This is a genomic window from Agrobacterium sp. 16-2014-1-2a, from assembly GCF_053522705.1.
The window spans coordinates 393069-408386 of record NZ_JBNWBX010000001.1; the positions used below are offsets into that span (position 1 = coordinate 393069).

A 15318-nucleotide genomic window follows, 5' to 3' on the forward strand; every position below is an offset into this window, starting at 1 on the left:
ATATCAGCCTTCCCTGTCGCCATCGGCCACGTCGAGGCCGAGCAGGTTCCAAGTCTGTACCATATGCGGTGGCAAAGGCGCGCTGACGCGAAGCCGGCCGCCATTCGGGTGCGGAATGTCGATATGGCGTGCATGCAGGTGCAGACGCTTTTGTACACCGCCCGGAAAATCCCAGTTCGGATCATCGATGTAATATTTCGGATCGCCGATGATCGGGTGCCCCATATGCAGTGCGTGAACGCGCAGCTGGTGGGTACGGCCGGTATAGGGCTCCATTTCCAGCCAGGCGAGGTTCTGCGCAGCGGTATCGATGACACGGTAATAGGAAATGGCGTGATCTGCCCCCTCCTCGCCGTGCTTGGCAATGCGCATGCGGTCGCCGTCGGGGGTCTGCTCCTTAACCAGCCAGGTGGAAATCTTGTCCTGATGCTTGCGCGGTACGCCGCGAACCAGCGCCCAATAGGTCTTCTTGGTATCGCGCTCGCGGAAAGCGGCCGTCAGCTTCTGTGCAGCACCTCGGGTGCGGGCCACTACCAGCACGCCCGACGTGTCACGGTCCAGACGGTGCACCAGACGCGGCTTTTCGCCCTTCGGGCTGGTCCACGCTTCCAGAAGCCCGTCGATGTGACGGTTGACGCCCGAGCCGCCCTGCACGGCAATGCCGGCCGGCTTATTGAACACCAGAACCTTGTCGTCCTCATGCAGCAGCATGCGCGCCAGAAGTTCGCCGTCTGCCGAATGTTTGAGGTCCCTGGATCCGATTGGTCCGCTTTTGACCTTGAGGTCGGAATCAACAGGCGGCACACGCACCATCTGCCCCGGCTGCACCCGTGCGTCCGTCTTCACCCGGCCGCCGTCCACACGCACCTGTCCGGAGCGCAGAAGCTTTTGCAGCTGCCCGAACCCCAGACCCGGATAGTGAATCTTGAACCAGCGATCGAGGCGCATACCGGCCTCGTCGGCCTCGACCTTGATATGCTCGATACCTGCCATGAAATTTCCAGTCTCTCTGTCTTGATCGCGCGCCCTGTTATCCGGCGCACCGTTTGGAGCAAGCCTTTAGAACAAACTGCGGCCCAAGGCCAGCCCGGCGAAAACCGCCGCGATGGAAACCACCAGGCTTGCCGTGATGTAAACCGCCGAAAGACCGAGCGCGCCGCGTTCGAAAAGCGCTACCGCATCCAGCGAGAAGGACGAAAAGGTGGTGAAGCCACCGAGAACGCCGGTGACCAGAAACAGACGCATCTCCATGGACGCGTTCAGCCGCCTTGCAACAAGCTCAACCAGGAAACCGATGAGAAAGGATCCGACCACATTCACCGCCAGCGTTCCCCAAGGGAAAGTCATACCCACAAGGCGCACACTCAACAGACCGACGAGATAGCGGAAAACCGAACCGATTGCGCCGCCTGCTGCGACAAGAGCGATATTCAGCATTTGGGGAATGTCTCCGGAGAAATACCCGACGCGTCTGTTGAAGACGTTTTCTAGAACATAGCCACGGGTGGTGAAACCCCCTCGTCCCGACCTTTTTTCGATTAAAACTCGATTAAATTGCACGTCCGCGATTTAGGCTTCCAACAAGACGCAGCTGCTAATCTGCGGTTTTACGGGTCGGCGAAGGATGGCCGGAGGTTGGATGACACAGGTTCTTTCCGTTTCTGCAAACACTGCGGCCTACGCACTGGAGGCCGTGAAGCCGTCGCAGCGTGTATCGCGCAGAAGCGAGGTTGAGGAAGCCATTCACGAATTGGCGCGCAAGGCCGAACAGGGAGACGATTTCCAGTTGAGAGCCTTGCTCACCGCCATCAAGCCGCCGGCCTTGACCCTCTATTTCCTGACAAGCGCCAGCCATCGCAACGCCCCCCAGACAACACTCGATCAGGCCGTGCAGGCCTACGAGGAAAACCAATCCAATAAAAACTTATAATATCAATTTGATATCCATACTTATTAAATCGATTTATAAGTTTTTTAGTGCACATTTCGCCCGTTCAGGTTGTTGTCAGATTCAAATTTTAGTCCTTCGGTACCAACTGGAGGAAGATCATGATTTTTATTGCTCGTCACGTCACAGCCACCACGATCGCGCTCCTTGTTTCGGCGCCGGCTTTCGCGGCCACGACCATCAAGGTCACCGAAGGCGGTGAAGGTGGCGGACCAATGACACTCGTGATGGACCAGACGACGGTCAAAGCCGGTGAAGCCGTGTTTCATGTGCATAACGATGCCATGAGCGAGCAGCACGAAATGGTGCTCGTCAAGCTGAAGTCTGTAGACGAAAAAATACCGCTCAATACCGCGAAACACCGTGTCGATGAAAAACAGCTTAAAAGTCTTGGCGAAGTGGCCGACCTGAAGCCGGGCGGCGATGGTCAGCTCAAGGCAAAGCTTACGCCCGGCACATATCTCCTCTTATGCAACATAAAAGGTCACTACGAAGCGGGTATGCAGGCCAAGCTGACTGTTACAAAATAATATTGGTCGAACAAGCTGAGGCTGCCGGATGAGTATTGCGTTCCGGCAGCCTCTTTTTTGCGTCAGTTGTGCTGGTGAGCGTTCTTGTCGTCACCACCCTTGGCCGAGCCTGCGGAAAGCACAATCTCGACCTTGCCAGCCTTTTCAAAGATCAGCGTCACCGGCACCTTGTCGCCTTCGGCAAACGGCTTCTTCACGTTGAAGAACATCATGTGTAGGCCGCCGGGCTTCAGTTCCACTGTCTCACCGGCGGGAATGACGATGCCGTCATCCAGCTTGCGCATTTTCATGACGTCGTTGACCACGGCCATTTCGTGAATTTCCGCACGACCGGCGGCGGAGGATTCGACGCCGATCAGCTTGTCGTCGCTGGAACCGGTATTCTTGATCGTCACATAACCGCCGCCCACGGGCTGACCGGGCAGCATGGCCTTTGTCGCGCCAGCCGAAAGCTCGAGACTGCCAGCCTTCACCACGTCCATATCCATATCCATGGCCATAGCGGAATGATCATGCCCGCCGGCATGGGCTTTTGCGGTAACGCGGATGGTCGGCGCCGGGCTTTTCAGCGAATGCGGATCGACGCCTGCGGCCGCCACCTCGTCCCAGGAAACCTTGCCTTTGTCGCCGCAAAGCTGCGTTACCTTGAAGGGAAGCTCCTGCCCGGCCTCTATGCCGGAGATTTTTCCCTGAACGGCAAAGGTGTCATAGAATTCATCCGGCAGATTGCCGCCCTTCCAGCGGATTTCGACCGCACCGCTTTTGATGTCCTTCCCGTGGTTCTTGTAGGCTTTCTGATAGTCGCCCTTGATGACCTCAAGGTTCCAACCGGCCTTGGGCTGCGGCTTGGCAGTGATGAAGCCTTCCGGCAGCTTGATCTGCACTTCCGTGGTGGCAAGTCCGCCATCGCAGCCATGCGGCACCTGAAGCGCGGCAACGATTGTGCTTTCCTGTTCGGCCGAACCGTCAACGAAGGTCGTATGGGCGAAGGCCTGCGCCGTGGAGACGGAGGCGACGAACAGGGTGCAGGTGATAATCTTGGTGGTTTTCATTTGTTTGTCCTTGCGACTGCGGCGCCATTGGCCCGGGCAGCTGCTCCGTGCCGCCACCCGGCGGCGATGATCCTGTGAAACGAAGAGATCAGGCGGACAGGGTTGGCGGGCCGCGTGCGGACGGTTTGCGGATCGTCTGGACCGAGTGAAAGCCCCATTCCGCGGTCAGGCGATTGTCGAGCCAGGCGAACTCCGTCCTCAGCCAGCCGGCCGCATCGGGCACCGGCAAGAGAATGGACGAGGCCAGCAGGCAGGCCTCGCAAAACAGGATCGCATCGCTTGAATGGGCGGGGCCGTCATTGGGGTGCGAGGCATTTACCCCGCCGCTGTGGCCTAGGCAGATTTCGGCAAAGGTGCCGTCCGGCAGCCGGTAACTCTCATCCAGACGAACGGCAGGTGCCGCGGCGAGCGCGGGCTTGTGGGCAAAACCAAGCGACAACATCAAAAGCGCACAGAAAATGCGAAGCATTTTCTCCACCCTTGTCAGCGGTCGTTTTCGATTTGCGTCCATCTTCTGGCGATACCCCTCTTTCTTTCCGATTTCAAAGGGGAAATTTGCCGCAGGCCCAACCGCTCAACGGAACAATCGATACAGGGCGGCATTTCCTTTCCAATACGGATCGTTTCGGAAGGAGTACCGACATGCCAGCCAAATCGAAAGCCCAGCAGAAAGCCGCAGGTGCGGCGCTGGCCGCCAAACGTGGTGAAGTCAAGAAATCCAGTTTACAAGGTGCTTCAAAAAGCATGGAGAAGTCCATGACAGAAAAGGAACTTGATGAACTTGCGTCGACAAAGCGCAAGGGTCTGCCGGAGAAAAAATCAGACTGACGGCACGCCTCATACAAGGAACTCGCCGTTTATCCTGCCAGCGATGGCGCAGATGGAGCAAAAATCTGTTCAGATGCGTCATTTCGTCCTTGCCAATGACCGGGCTTCGAAGATAATGAGCCTCGCATCATCGTTGGGAGAAACCGCTTCATTGCGGTGCCGAAGGAGCAACCGCCCCGGAAACTCTCAGGCAAAAGGACCACCGGTGACGACGGAACTCTGGAGAGAAGCCACCTTTGATAAGGACGGCTCGCCGAAGGGATAACAATCTCAGGCGACAAGGACAGAGGGGGCTCTTGAACCCGGCGCGTTTTTCGCGTCATGACCTGAGCCCGCGCGATCTTTCGCGCAACCCTGGAGGCGTCCTTGGACGATACCGCCGAGCTTAAAATCACGCCGCTCCATTCCCTGCATGTTTCCCTTGGCGCCCGCATGGTGCCTTTCGCCGGTTACGACATGCCGGTGCAATATCCGGCGGGCGTGCTGAAGGAACATCTTCAGACCCGTACCTCTGCTGGCCTCTTCGACGTGTCCCACATGGGCCAGGTTATCGTGAAGGCGAAGTCGGGCAACAATGCCGACGCTGCAATCGCGCTTGAAAAACTGGTGCCGGTTGACATTCTGGGCCTAAAGGAAGGCCGCCAGCGTTACGGTTTCTTCACCGATGAAAACGGCTTCATCCTCGATGATCTGATGATCACCAATCGCGGCGATCACCTTTTCGTCGTCGTCAACGCGGCGTGCAAGGACGCTGATGTCGCCCATATGAAAGCGCATCTTTCTGACACTTGCGACATTACCCTTCTCGATGATCGGGCGCTGATTGCGCTTCAGGGACCACGCGCGGAAGCGGTTCTGGCCGAGCTTTGGGCCGGTGTTTCCGAAATGAAGTTCATGGACGTGCTGGAAGTTCCGCTGCACGACGTTCCCTGCATCGTTTCCCGTTCCGGTTATTCCGGCGAGGATGGTTTTGAAATCTCCGTGCCTGCCGAAAAGGCGGAAGAGATCGCCAAGGCCCTGCTTGAGCACCCTGATTGCGAGCCGATCGGGCTTGGAGCACGCGACAGCCTGCGTCTTGAAGCTGGCCTTTGTCTCTACGGCAACGATATCGATACAACGACCTCCCCCATCGAAGCCTCGCTTGAATGGGCGATCCAGAAGGCGCGCCGCGCCGGCGGTGATCGCGAAGGCGGTTTCCCTGGGGCGAAGCGTATTCTCGGTGAACTCAAGGACGGCACATCGCGCCGTCGCGTCGGCCTGAAGCCAGAGGGCAAGGCACCGGTGCGCGGTCATTCCAAGCTTTTCGCGGATGCCGAAGGCAAGACGGAAATCGGCGAAGTGACTTCCGGCGGCTTCGGTCCGTCGGTCGAAGGTCCCGTTGCCATGGGTTACGTCCCTGCGGCCTATACTGCTCCCGGCACGGCGATCTTTGCGGAAGTGCGCGGAAAATATCTGCCCGTCACCGTCGCTGCCCTGCCCATCATCAAGCCTACCTACAAACGATAATCTTCATCCCATCTCCGGAGAGAATACGATGCTGAAATTTACCGCAGAACACGAATGGCTGAAGTTCGAAGGCGATATCGCCACCGTTGGCATTACCAGCCACGCCGCTGAACAGCTTGGCGACCTCGTCTTCGTCGAATTGCCGGAAGTGGGCGCCACCTTCTCCAAGAATGGCGACGCGGCGACCGTTGAATCCGTCAAGGCGGCTTCCGATGTCTATTGTCCGCTGGATGGCGAAGTGGTGGAAATCAACCAGGCCATCGTCGACGATCCCTCGCTGGTCAATTCCGATCCGCAGGGTGCCGGCTGGTTCTTCAAGCTGAAGCTCTCCAACGCCGCGGATGCCGATACGCTGCTCGACGAGGCAGCCTACAAGGAGCTGATCGCGTAATGACGACGCCCACGGAATTCCATTTCACCGACTATCAGCCCTATGATTTCGCCAACCGGCGTCACATCGGGCCGTCGCCGTCGGAAATGGCGGAGATGCTGAAGGTCATTGGCTACAAGAGCCTCGATGCCCTGATCGACGCCACCGTTCCCTCCTCCATCCGCCAGAAGGTGCCGCTGACCTGGGGTGCAGCGCTGACCGAACGCGAGGCGCTCGACCGCCTGCGCGAAACGGCCAACAAGAACCAGGTGCTGACCTCGCTGATCGGCCAGGGGTATTACGGTACAATCACCCCGCCGGTGATCCAGCGCAACATTCTGGAAAACCCGGCCTGGTACACCGCCTATACGCCTTACCAGCCAGAAATCAGCCAGGGCCGTCTTGAGGCGCTGCTGAACTACCAGACCATGGTCTGCGATCTGACCGGCCTCGATGTCGCCAATGCATCGCTGCTCGATGAAGCGACCGCCGCTGCCGAAGCCATGGCGATGTGCCAGCGCGTCGCGAAGTCCAAGGCAACCGCCTTCTTCGTCGATGCCAATTGCCATCCGCAGACCATCGCGCTGATCGAGACACGTGCGGCGCCACTCGGCTGGAAGGTTATCGTTGGCAATCCCTTTACCGATCTCGATCCTGTCGACGTATTTGGCGCGATCTTCCAGTATCCGGGCACCCACGGTCATGTCAGCGATTTCTCGGGCCTGATTTCCCGCCTGCACCAGACGGGTGCCATCGCTGCCGTTGCCGCCGATCTTCTGGCGCTGACGCTGTTGAAGTCACCCGGTGAAATGGGTGCGGATATCGCCATCGGCACCTCGCAGCGTTTCGGCGTTCCGGTCGGCTATGGTGGTCCGCATGCGGCTTACATGTCCGTCAAGGATGCACATAAGCGCTCCATGCCTGGCCGTCTGGTCGGCGTCTCAGTCGATGCGCGCGGCAATCGCGCCTATCGCCTGTCGCTGCAGACCCGCGAGCAGCATATCCGCCGCGAGAAGGCTACCTCCAACATTTGCACCGCGCAGGTGCTGCTTGCAGTCATGGCGTCGATGTATGGCGTTTTCCATGGCCCGCAGGGCATCAAGGCGATTGCCCAGCAGACCCACCAGAAAGCCGTTTTGATGGCCAAGGGCCTGGAGAAACTAGGCTACGTCATCGAGCCGGAAACCTTCTTCGACACCATCACCGTCGAAGTCGGCCATATGCAGGGCGTCATCCTGCGCTCGGCCGTTGCGGAAGGTGTGAACCTGCGCAAGGTCGGCGCGACCAAGATCGGCATGAGCCTTGACGAGCGCACGCGTCCCGCGACGCTTGAGGCGGTCTGGCGCGCTTTCGGCGGCAATTTCTCGATCTCGGATTTCGAGTTGGAATATCGCCTGCCGAAGGAACTGCTGCGCACCAGCCAGTACATGACGCATCCGATCTTCCACATGAACCGTGCCGAAAGCGAGATGACCCGTTACATCCGCCGTCTTTCGGACCGTGATCTCGCGCTCGACCGCTCGATGATCCCGCTCGGTTCCTGCACCATGAAACTGAACGCAACTGCGGAAATGCTGCCCATAACGTGGCCGGAATTTTCCGACATCCATCCCTTCGTGCCGGCCAATCAGGCGCTCGGCTACAAGGAGATGATCGATGACCTCTCGGAAAAGCTGTGCTCGGTCACCGGTTACGACGCCTTCTCCATGCAGCCGAATTCCGGCGCGCAGGGTGAATATGCGGGGCTCCTGACCATCCGCAACTACCACATCGCCAATGGCGGCGCACATCGCGACGTTTGCCTCATTCCAACCTCGGCGCATGGCACCAATCCAGCCTCCGCGCAGATGGTCGGCATGAAAGTGGTGCCGGTGAAAGTGCGGGAAAATGGCGATATTGATATCGACGATTTCCGAGCAAAAGCAGAGCAGTATGCGGAAAACCTCTCGTGCTGCATGATCACCTATCCGTCCACCCATGGCGTGTTTGAGGAGACGGTTCGCGAGATTTGCGAGATCACCCATAAACACGGTGGTCAGGTCTATCTTGACGGCGCCAACATGAACGCCATGGTCGGTCTTGCCCGTCCCGGCGATATCGGTTCCGACGTCAGCCACCTCAACCTGCACAAGACCTTCTGCATCCCGCATGGCGGCGGTGGTCCGGGCATGGGGCCGATCGGCGTCAAGGCGCATCTTGCTCCCTATCTTCCCGGCCATCCAACGACGGACGGTCGTGAAGGTGCGGTTTCGGCTGCCCCCTTCGGCTCACCGTCGATCCTGCCGATTTCCTGGAGCTACTGCCTGATGATGGGCGGCGAAGGGCTGACGCAGGCGACCAAGGTTGCGATCCTCAACGCCAACTACATCGCCGAACGGCTGAAGGGCGCATACGACGTGCTCTACAAGTCCGAAACGGGACGTGTGGCGCATGAGTGCATCATCGACACCCGGCCGCTGGCAGACAGCTGCGGCGTGACGGTGGACGACGTTGCAAAGCGTCTCGTCGACTGCGGTTTCCATGCGCCGACCATGAGCTGGCCGGTTGCCGGCACGCTGATGATCGAGCCGACGGAATCCGAGACCAAGGCGGAAATCGACCGTTTCTGCGATGCCATGCTGGCGATCCGCGAGGAAGCCCGCGACATCGAGGAAGGCCGTGCGGACAAGACCAACAATCCGCTGAAAAACGCGCCGCACACGGTAGAAGATCTCGTCGGCGAGTGGGATCGTCCCTACAGCCGCGAACAGGGTTGCTTCCCGCCCGGCGCCTTCCGCATCGACAAATACTGGTCGCCGGTAAACCGCATTGACAATGTCTATGGCGACCGCAACCTCATCTGCACCTGCCCGCCGATGGAGGCTTATGCCGAGGCCGCCGAATAAAGGCATCGGTACGAACGAACTTATGAAGGCCCGGAGCGATCCGGGCCTTTTTCGTTCCGGACACAAGCCCCAAGACCGGGCGACCACGTCACATGCGATTGATCGCAACCCGTTCCATGCTAAACCGGATGCTGCAATTTAAGCGGTGATGGAGTTTGAATGCGTTTGATTTGCCTGAATGGTTGGGGCGGAAAGCTCCATGACGAGCTTGTTCCCTATATCTCCGCGTCCGATCCCGACATTCTATGTTTGCAGGAAGTGGTGCATACACCGGCAGCCGAAGAGGACTGGCTGAGCTATCGCGATGACGGTATGGACCTGCCGCAAAGGGCGAACTTCCTTCGCGATGTCGAAGAAGCCCTACCCGATCATCTGGCAATCTTTAGCCCGGCGTCACAGGGTGACCTCTGGCACGGGGAGACACGATATCCCTCACAATGGGGGCTGGCGACTTTCGTGCGTAAATCCATCGCGATTGTTGCGCAGGCTCAAGGTTTTGTGCACGGCTGCTTTTCTGCGAATGGGTACGGAGATCACCCGCGTTCGCGCACGGGCCATGCTGTCAGGGTTTTCGACTTCACGACCGGGCAGCCAGCCGTCATCGCCCATATGCATGGGCTGCGTGACCCCAACGGTAAACACGATATTCCCGCCCGTCTGGTGCAGGCAAAACGCCTCGTGAAACTCGTCAAAGACATCGCGGAGTATGGTGACCGGATCATCGTCTGCGGCGATTTTAATATTCTGCCTGAGAGCGACACCTTCACGGTATTGAAGGAACTGGATCTCATCGAACTCGTCACAACACGTGGTTTCACAGACACGCGCACCTCGCACTATGCCAAACAAAACCGTTTTGCAGATTACATGCTTGTCAACCCGGTTGTGCAGGTCGATCACTTTGATGTGGTGAGACAGCCAGAAGTCTCGGATCATTGCCCTTTGCTGATCGAATTCAGCTAGAGGCTTAAGCCGCATTACCGGTCATTGCCTCACGTCGCGGCTTGGTCAGCGCACGAGCCGGATATCGCTCGTCACCACCGTCTTGCCGGTCCTGCCGTCCTTGTCGGTGGTGCGAAGCCGCAGGCCGTTTTGCCCGACTTTTTCGATTGTCATGGCTGCGACGCGGTCACCGTTGATGTCGCGGTTCCAGCGAACCGTCAGATTGATTGCATTTCCCTGCCGCGTACCGGAAAGGGCAGACGGTCGGCCGGAGGGTCCGGTGTAAGCGCCGCTGTAACGTCCACCTTTCTCCGACAGGTCGGCCGCAATTGCGCGCCTGACCACCAGAAGGCCACGGCATGTGCCGGACATATTGAGCGACGAGGTCCCCGCTTTGGAATTCAGCGTACAATTGACGTTGATTGGCGGCGTGCCAATCCGGGTGATCACGGTTCCCTTGCCCGCCCATGTACCTTTCAGCGACGAGAGGAATTCGCGTTCGTCCGCTAATGCCGGCTGCACACCGAGCAGCCCTGCAAAAAATAAACTCGTGATAGCCGTCGTTTTCATGGCGCGTATCCAATTTTTCACGAAGACTAACTCGCTTGCACCGTCAAACGTTCCTCCCGTTTATTTAGCAACTATCAAAAAATTCGAGAGGCTCATGTTTCTATCGTGCCGATGCAACCAAATGCAGGCATAGATGTTTCTCGCCAGCGTCGATCAATTTCTGATCACTACCGCATATTTTTCGGAGCATATTTCATGACGACGATCGGCGTTTTGGCACCGCGCGGCAGCCTCCCCTCCGGCGGTCTGCCTCGCAGCGGTGGTATGTCAGACCGCACGCTTTTTGCCCTTGCGGCGCTTAATTTCTTTCTGGCCGATGCCCGCGACGGGCTAGGGCCGTTCCTGGACGCATTTTTGGCGACACAGGGCTGGTCTTCGCTTTCTCTGGGGATGATTGCCACGGTCGGCGGCCTCGTCGGTCTGCTTGCCACACCGCTCTGCGGCGCCTTGGTGGACGGCACGACGTGGAAAAGAACGTTGATTGCCATCCCCGTCGTTCTCGTGACCGTCGGTGCGCTGATTACGCTGATTTTTCCCGATGCGTGGATCGTCTGGACCGGCCAGATCATGACTGCGGTTGTCGGCGCCGTCGTGGGACCGGCTCTGGCCGGACTGACGCTTGGTCTGGTCGGTGAACGCCTGTTCTCCCGTCAGATATCGCGAAACGAATTCTGGAACCATGGCGGCAATTTCGCATCGCTCTTCGCCACTTACGTTGCTGTTTCCTTCTTCGGCTTGCATGGCGTCATCGGGCTGATGCTTTTGACGGCTGCCGGCGCACTTGTTGCCGCCGCCGCCATCGACCCCGACAGGATCGACCACAAGGTGGCGCGAGGCCTTGGCGAAGACAAGGGCGAACCGGGACCCTCAGGCATCAATGTGCTGCTTCACGAACGCGGTCTGATATTCCTCGCGATCATTCTTCTTATCTTCCACTTCGGCAACGCGCCGATGGGGCGGCTTATCGCGCAGAATTTTGCCATCGAACTGCAGACACCATTCCGCACGACAGCGATCATTACTGGCGTCGCGCAATTTGCCATGATCTTCGTTGCGGCCCTGGCGCCGTGGCTGATCCGTCGCTTCGGTCTTGCGACGGTGTTCCTGATCGCGCTTGCGGCCCTGCCGATCCGCGGTCTGCTGGCTTCCGCCTTCACCGATTTCTGGGTAATCTTTCCGGTACAGTTGCTTGACGGTATCGGTGCCGGCCTTCTGGGCATCGTGACGCCTGTGGCCGCCGAACGCATTCTCAAGGGAACAGGCCGGTTCAATGTCGGCCTTGCAAGCGTCATGATGGTGCAGGGCATTGGTGCGTCCCTCAGCAACGTCGTTGCCGGCTGGCTGGTCACCAAAGGCGGTTACGCCCTTTCGCACTTGGTCGGCGGCGGGATATCGGCCATCGCCATCGCTCTCTTCTTCATCTACCGAAACGAGATCGCCCCGAAGCAGGCCGACGAAGCGCTGCCTCAGTAAACCGTACAAATAAAAAAGGAGGCCTCGGGGCCTCCTTCATCCAACTTGCGCAAATGTCGGTTATCCGACGAAAGCGCGCTCGATGACGAACTCGGCAGGCTTGTTGTTCGCACCCTCGTTAAGCCCGGCCTTTTCAAGAAGCTCCTTCGTGTCCTTCAGCATGGCCGAAGAACCGCAGATCATGCCGCGATCGATCGCGGGATCGAGTGCGGGAACACCCAGATCCGCAAACAGCTTGCCGTTCTCAATCAGCGAGGTGATGCGGCCCTTGAAGGGATAATCCTCGCGCGTGACAGTCGCATAATGCTTGAGCTTGTCGCCGACGATCTCGTTCAGGAATTCATGGTTCCTGATTTCCTCGACCAGATCGAAACCGTATTTCAGTTCGGCCACATCGCGGCAGGTATGGGTGAGGATGACCTCTTCAAACTTTTCATAGGTCTCGGGATCGCGGATCAGGCTTGCGAAAGGTGCAATGCCGGTGCCGGTCGAGAACATATAGAGCCGTCTGCCTGGTGTCAGCGCATCCAGAACCAGAGTGCCTGTCGGCTTCTTGCGCATAAGCACGGTATCGCCGGGCTTGATCGCCTGAAGATGCGAGGTCAACGGGCCATCCGGAACCTTGATCGAGAAAAATTCGAGTTCCTCGTCCCAGGCAGGGCTGGCGATGGAATAGGCGCGGTAGATCGGCTTTTCGCCGACCATCAGGCCGATCATGGCGAATTCGCCCGAACGGAAGCGGAAGCCGGCCGGACGCGTCATGCGGAAACGGAACAGGTGATCCGTATAGTGCTCCACCGACAAAACTGTCTCGGCGTAAACACCATCAGGTATCTTGATCGCGAAATCTTCCGTCTTGGCTGGCGCGTTCATTTCAGGTTCCGTCCATTCATTCGATAAGCGACATTCTTCGACCGGGCAATTATACCATTTTTGCCGCGGTTTGAAGGCATGAGAATATCAATACTGCCATGCGCGCAGAAAATATGCATCTAAAACTCATATTTCCGCGCAACGCGTCATTGGGCCGCACGGCGGCGCCAGCTATAGGCCTCTCCACCTTTGGCCGAAAGGGCCGTCGGCTGGTAATAGACCGGGATTTCCGGCAGGCGATTTTCGGACAGGCGGCGGATCGCCGTCTCGTTCGTCACCGCAAAGCTGGTAAAGCCGGTGCGCAGCATCAGCGGCACCTGGTCGATCAAAACATCGCCAACCGCCCTCACCTCGCCGGCAAAATCAAGACGGCTGCGCAGCAACGAGGCATGGCTGAAACCACGCCCGTCATTGAAGGCCGGGAAGCTGACGGCGACAAGGTCGATACGGTCGAGATAGGGCTCGAGCCGGGTGACATCGTCGGCAGGCGCAATCAGAACGCCGAGGCCGACATCATTGCTTTCAGCCGCACGGACAAGGAAATCAGCAAGCGACAGCACCGGTTTCTGCTCGGCAGTTGCCTTCACTTCTTCCGTTTCGATCACCCAGGGATCGTTTTCCACGAAGCCGTCGCGGTTCCAGATTTTCGTCATGGCAATCTCCTCAGGCGGCTTCAGCGGCGGAACCGTAGAGCGCATCCTTGAACGGCTGCGGTCCGACGCGGCGATAGGCTTCGAGGAAGGTTTCTTCCTTCGAAAGACGCAAGCCCAGGTAGGTGTCGACGATGGTTTCCACCGCGTCGGTCACTTTTTCCGGCTCGAAACCGCGGCCAATGATCTCACCAATCGAGGTGTTTTCATCACCCGATCCGCCAAGCGTGATCTGGTAGAGTTCCGCACCCTTCTTCTCAACACCCAGAAGACCGATATGGCCGACATGGTGGTGGCCGCAGGCATTGATGCAGCCGGAAATCTTGATCTTAAGCTCGCCGATTTCCGCCTGACGTTCCGGCGCGCCAAAACGGGTAGAGATTTCCTGCGCCACCGGAATGGAGCGCGCATTGGCAAGCGCGCAATAGTCCAGCCCGGGACAGGCAATGATATCGGTAATCAGCCCGGCATTGGCAGTCGCCAGTCCGGCTCCTACAAGTGCGCGATAGACCGGCTCGAGATCGGCCAGTGCCACATGCGGCAGGATGATGTTCTGCTCGTGGCTGATGCGGATTTCGTCAAACGCGTATTCGGCGGCGATATCGGCGACGAGTTCCATCTGCTCGTCGGTCGCATCGCCGGGAATGCCGCCAATCGGCTTCAGGGAAATCGTCACCATGCCGTAGTCCGGATGCTTATGCGGCTGGACGTTCTGCTCGACAAAACGGGCAAAACCCTCATCCGCCCGCTTCCAGCGTGCCAGGCTCTCCCAGCCTTCAGGACGGTCCTTAAGTGCCGGCGGTGCGAAATAGGCGGTGATGGCCGCAATATCGGCATCCGGCAGCTTCAATTCCGTGTTTTTCAGCTCCGCGAATTCAACCTCGACCTGGCGGGCCAGTTCTTCTGCGCCGGTTTCATGCACGAGGATCTTGATCCGCGCCTTGTACTTGTTGTCGCGGCGGCCGTGCAGGTTGTAAACGCGCATGACGGCCGTGGTATAGGACAGCAGGTCTTCTTCCGGCAGGAAGTCGCGGATCTTCTTGGCGATCATCGGCGTACGGCCCTGCCCGCCGCCGACATAGACGGCAAAACCGATCTCGCCCTTGTCGTTCTTTTTCAGATGCAGGCCGATATCGTGAACCTGAATCGCGGCGCGGTCGCGCTCGGCGCCCGTTACAGCGATCTTGAACTTGCGCGGCAGGAACGAGAACTCCGGATGCACGGAAGACCATTGACGCAAGATTTCCGCATAAGGACGCGGATCGGCGACCTCGTCTGCGGCGGCGCCCGCGAAATGGTCGGCGGTCACGTTGCGAATGCAGTTACCCGAGGTCTGCAGCGCATGCATTTCCACGCTTGCCAGTTCGGAGAGGATATCGGGCGTGTCGGACAGGCGCGGCCAGTTGTACTGAATGTTCTGGCGGGTGGTGAAGTGGCCGTAACCCCGGTCATATTTGCGGGCGATATGGGCCAGCATCCGCATCTGCTGCGAATTCAGCGTGCCGTAGGGAATGGCGACGCGCAGCATATAGGCATGGAGCTGGAGATAGACACCGTTCATAAGGCGCAGCGGCTTGAACGCGTCCTCGGCAAGCTCGCCGGACAACCGGCGCTCGACCTGATCGCGAAACTGTGCCACGCGGCCTTCAACAAATGCATGATCGAACTCGTCGTAACGGTACATATTCTTC

General features: G+C 58.5%; 16 protein-coding genes and 1 riboswitch. Of the genes, 8 read left to right on the forward strand and 8 right to left on the reverse strand.

The features are described from left to right. Positions 1–3: 3 nt before the first annotated feature. Together ACQZ45_RS01960 and crcB are read right to left on the reverse strand one after the other, a co-directional pair. Entirely contained in the window at positions 4–993 is a 990-nt protein-coding gene (locus tag ACQZ45_RS01960; RefSeq protein WP_003512960.1) for an RluA family pseudouridine synthase, read from the reverse strand. 66 nt (positions 994–1059) lie between these two features. Continuing rightward, the gene (crcB, locus tag ACQZ45_RS01965) at positions 1060–1437 is read right to left on the reverse strand and encodes a fluoride efflux transporter CrcB (protein WP_013636055.1); all 378 of its coding nucleotides are present in this window, start codon (positions 1435–1437) and stop codon (positions 1060–1062) included. Between the two features lie 202 nt (positions 1438–1639). On the opposite strand from crcB, the gene ACQZ45_RS01970 reads away from it, so the two are divergent. Both ACQZ45_RS01970 and ACQZ45_RS01975 read left to right on the forward strand, forming a co-directional pair. Continuing rightward, on the forward strand, positions 1640–1930 hold the full coding sequence (locus ACQZ45_RS01970) for a hypothetical protein (protein WP_065658277.1): 291 nt from the start codon (positions 1640–1642) through the stop codon (positions 1928–1930). 119 nt (positions 1931–2049) lie between these two features. After that, a complete protein-coding gene (locus ACQZ45_RS01975) occupies positions 2050–2478 on the forward strand; it encodes a plastocyanin/azurin family copper-binding protein (protein WP_113291511.1) in 429 nt (142 codons plus the stop codon). A gap of 62 nt (positions 2479–2540) precedes the next feature. On the opposite strand, the gene ACQZ45_RS01980 is transcribed toward ACQZ45_RS01975, so the two are convergent. Both ACQZ45_RS01980 and ACQZ45_RS01985 read right to left on the reverse strand, forming a co-directional pair. Further along, positions 2541–3530 carry a copper chaperone PCu(A)C gene (locus ACQZ45_RS01980; protein ID WP_113291510.1) on the reverse strand — a complete coding sequence of 330 codons (990 nt, stop codon included), beginning with the start codon at positions 3528–3530 and terminating at the stop codon, positions 2541–2543. A gap of 88 nt (positions 3531–3618) precedes the next feature. After that, a complete protein-coding gene (locus ACQZ45_RS01985) occupies positions 3619–3999 on the reverse strand; it encodes a hypothetical protein (protein WP_113291509.1) in 381 nt (126 codons plus the stop codon). A 173-nt stretch (positions 4000–4172) separates the two neighbouring features. Here ACQZ45_RS01985 and ACQZ45_RS01990 point away from each other — a divergent pair, with 173 nt between their 5' ends. The 5 genes from ACQZ45_RS01990 (at position 4173) to ACQZ45_RS02010 (ending at position 10082) form a co-directional block, all read left to right on the forward strand. Further along, positions 4173–4358, forward strand: coding sequence for a DUF3008 family protein (locus tag ACQZ45_RS01990; protein ID WP_003496099.1), 186 nt, complete (start codon positions 4173–4175; stop codon positions 4356–4358). 124 nt (positions 4359–4482) lie between these two features. Beyond that, positions 4483–4570, forward strand: a riboswitch (glycine riboswitch). 154 nt (positions 4571–4724) lie between these two features. After that, complete coding sequence (gcvT, locus tag ACQZ45_RS01995; protein WP_448742127.1) at positions 4725–5864, forward strand: glycine cleavage system aminomethyltransferase GcvT; 1140 nt, start codon at positions 4725–4727, stop codon at positions 5862–5864. Positions 5865–5892: 28 nt separating this feature from the next. Next, entirely contained in the window at positions 5893–6255 is a 363-nt protein-coding gene (gene gcvH / locus ACQZ45_RS02000) for a glycine cleavage system protein GcvH (RefSeq protein WP_003512948.1), read from the forward strand. After that, on the forward strand, positions 6255–9119 hold the full coding sequence (gcvP, locus tag ACQZ45_RS02005) for an aminomethyl-transferring glycine dehydrogenase (RefSeq protein WP_003512945.1): 2865 nt from the start codon (positions 6255–6257) through the stop codon (positions 9117–9119). Before gcvH ends, gcvP begins: the two co-directional genes overlap by 1 nt. 159 nt (positions 9120–9278) lie before the next feature. Next, entirely contained in the window at positions 9279–10082 is an 804-nt protein-coding gene (locus ACQZ45_RS02010; protein ID WP_421414927.1) for an endonuclease/exonuclease/phosphatase family protein, read from the forward strand. A 45-nt stretch (positions 10083–10127) separates the two neighbouring features. Here ACQZ45_RS02010 and ACQZ45_RS02015 read toward each other — a convergent pair whose 3' ends face one another. Continuing rightward, positions 10128–10631 carry a hypothetical protein gene (locus ACQZ45_RS02015; protein WP_013636046.1) on the reverse strand — a complete coding sequence of 168 codons (504 nt, stop codon included), beginning with the start codon at positions 10629–10631 and terminating at the stop codon, positions 10128–10130. Positions 10632–10826: 195 nt separating this feature from the next. On the opposite strand from ACQZ45_RS02015, the gene ACQZ45_RS02020 reads away from it, so the two are divergent. Further along, complete coding sequence (locus ACQZ45_RS02020) at positions 10827–12104, forward strand: MFS transporter (protein ID WP_013636045.1); 1278 nt, start codon at positions 10827–10829, stop codon at positions 12102–12104. 60 nt (positions 12105–12164) lie between these two features. On the opposite strand, the gene ACQZ45_RS02025 is transcribed toward ACQZ45_RS02020, so the two are convergent. The 3 genes from ACQZ45_RS02025 to ACQZ45_RS02035 form a co-directional block, all read right to left on the reverse strand. Continuing rightward, entirely contained in the window at positions 12165–12977 is an 813-nt protein-coding gene (locus tag ACQZ45_RS02025) for a ferredoxin--NADP reductase (RefSeq protein ID WP_003512938.1), read from the reverse strand. Positions 12978–13123: 146 nt separating this feature from the next. Further along, on the reverse strand, positions 13124–13630 hold the full coding sequence (locus ACQZ45_RS02030; RefSeq protein WP_003502665.1) for a DUF934 domain-containing protein: 507 nt from the start codon (positions 13628–13630) through the stop codon (positions 13124–13126). A gap of 10 nt (positions 13631–13640) precedes the next feature. Next, a complete protein-coding gene (locus ACQZ45_RS02035) occupies positions 13641–15311 on the reverse strand; it encodes a nitrite/sulfite reductase (RefSeq protein ID WP_003512935.1) in 1671 nt (556 codons plus the stop codon). Between the last annotated feature and the right edge of the window lie 7 nt (positions 15312–15318).

Bases quoted from the DNA above. Each gene is read 5' to 3' on its own strand.
- ACQZ45_RS01980 (WP_113291510.1), bottom strand. From the start codon at position 3,530: ATGAAAACCACCAAGATTATCACCTGCACCCTGTTCGTCGCCTCCGTC.
- ACQZ45_RS01985 (WP_113291509.1), bottom strand. From the start codon at position 3,999: ATGCTTCGCATTTTCTGTGCGCTTTTGATGTTGTCGCTTGGTTTTGCC.
- ACQZ45_RS01970 (WP_065658277.1), top strand. From the start codon at position 1,640: ATGACACAGGTTCTTTCCGTTTCTGCAAACACTGCGGCCTACGCACTG.
- ACQZ45_RS01990 (WP_003496099.1), top strand. From the start codon at position 4,173: ATGCCAGCCAAATCGAAAGCCCAGCAGAAAGCCGCAGGTGCGGCGCTG.
- ACQZ45_RS01960 (WP_003512960.1), bottom strand. From the start codon at position 993: ATGGCAGGTATCGAGCATATCAAGGTCGAGGCCGACGAGGCCGGTATG.
- ACQZ45_RS02035 (WP_003512935.1), bottom strand. From the start codon at position 15,311: ATGTACCGTTACGACGAGTTCGATCATGCATTTGTTGAAGGCCGCGTG.
- ACQZ45_RS02015 (WP_013636046.1), bottom strand. From the start codon at position 10,631: ATGAAAACGACGGCTATCACGAGTTTATTTTTTGCAGGGCTGCTCGGT.
- ACQZ45_RS02030 (WP_003502665.1), bottom strand. From the start codon at position 13,630: ATGACGAAAATCTGGAACCGCGACGGCTTCGTGGAAAACGATCCCTGG.
- ACQZ45_RS02025 (WP_003512938.1), bottom strand. From the start codon at position 12,977: ATGAACGCGCCAGCCAAGACGGAAGATTTCGCGATCAAGATACCTGAT.
- crcB (WP_013636055.1), bottom strand. From the start codon at position 1,437: ATGCTGAATATCGCTCTTGTCGCAGCAGGCGGCGCAATCGGTTCGGTT.
- ACQZ45_RS01975 (WP_113291511.1), top strand. From the start codon at position 2,050: ATGATTTTTATTGCTCGTCACGTCACAGCCACCACGATCGCGCTCCTT.
- ACQZ45_RS02020 (WP_013636045.1), top strand. From the start codon at position 10,827: ATGACGACGATCGGCGTTTTGGCACCGCGCGGCAGCCTCCCCTCCGGC.
- gcvP (WP_003512945.1), top strand. From the start codon at position 6,255: ATGACGACGCCCACGGAATTCCATTTCACCGACTATCAGCCCTATGAT.
- ACQZ45_RS02010 (WP_421414927.1), top strand. From the start codon at position 9,279: ATGCGTTTGATTTGCCTGAATGGTTGGGGCGGAAAGCTCCATGACGAG.
- gcvH (WP_003512948.1), top strand. From the start codon at position 5,893: ATGCTGAAATTTACCGCAGAACACGAATGGCTGAAGTTCGAAGGCGAT.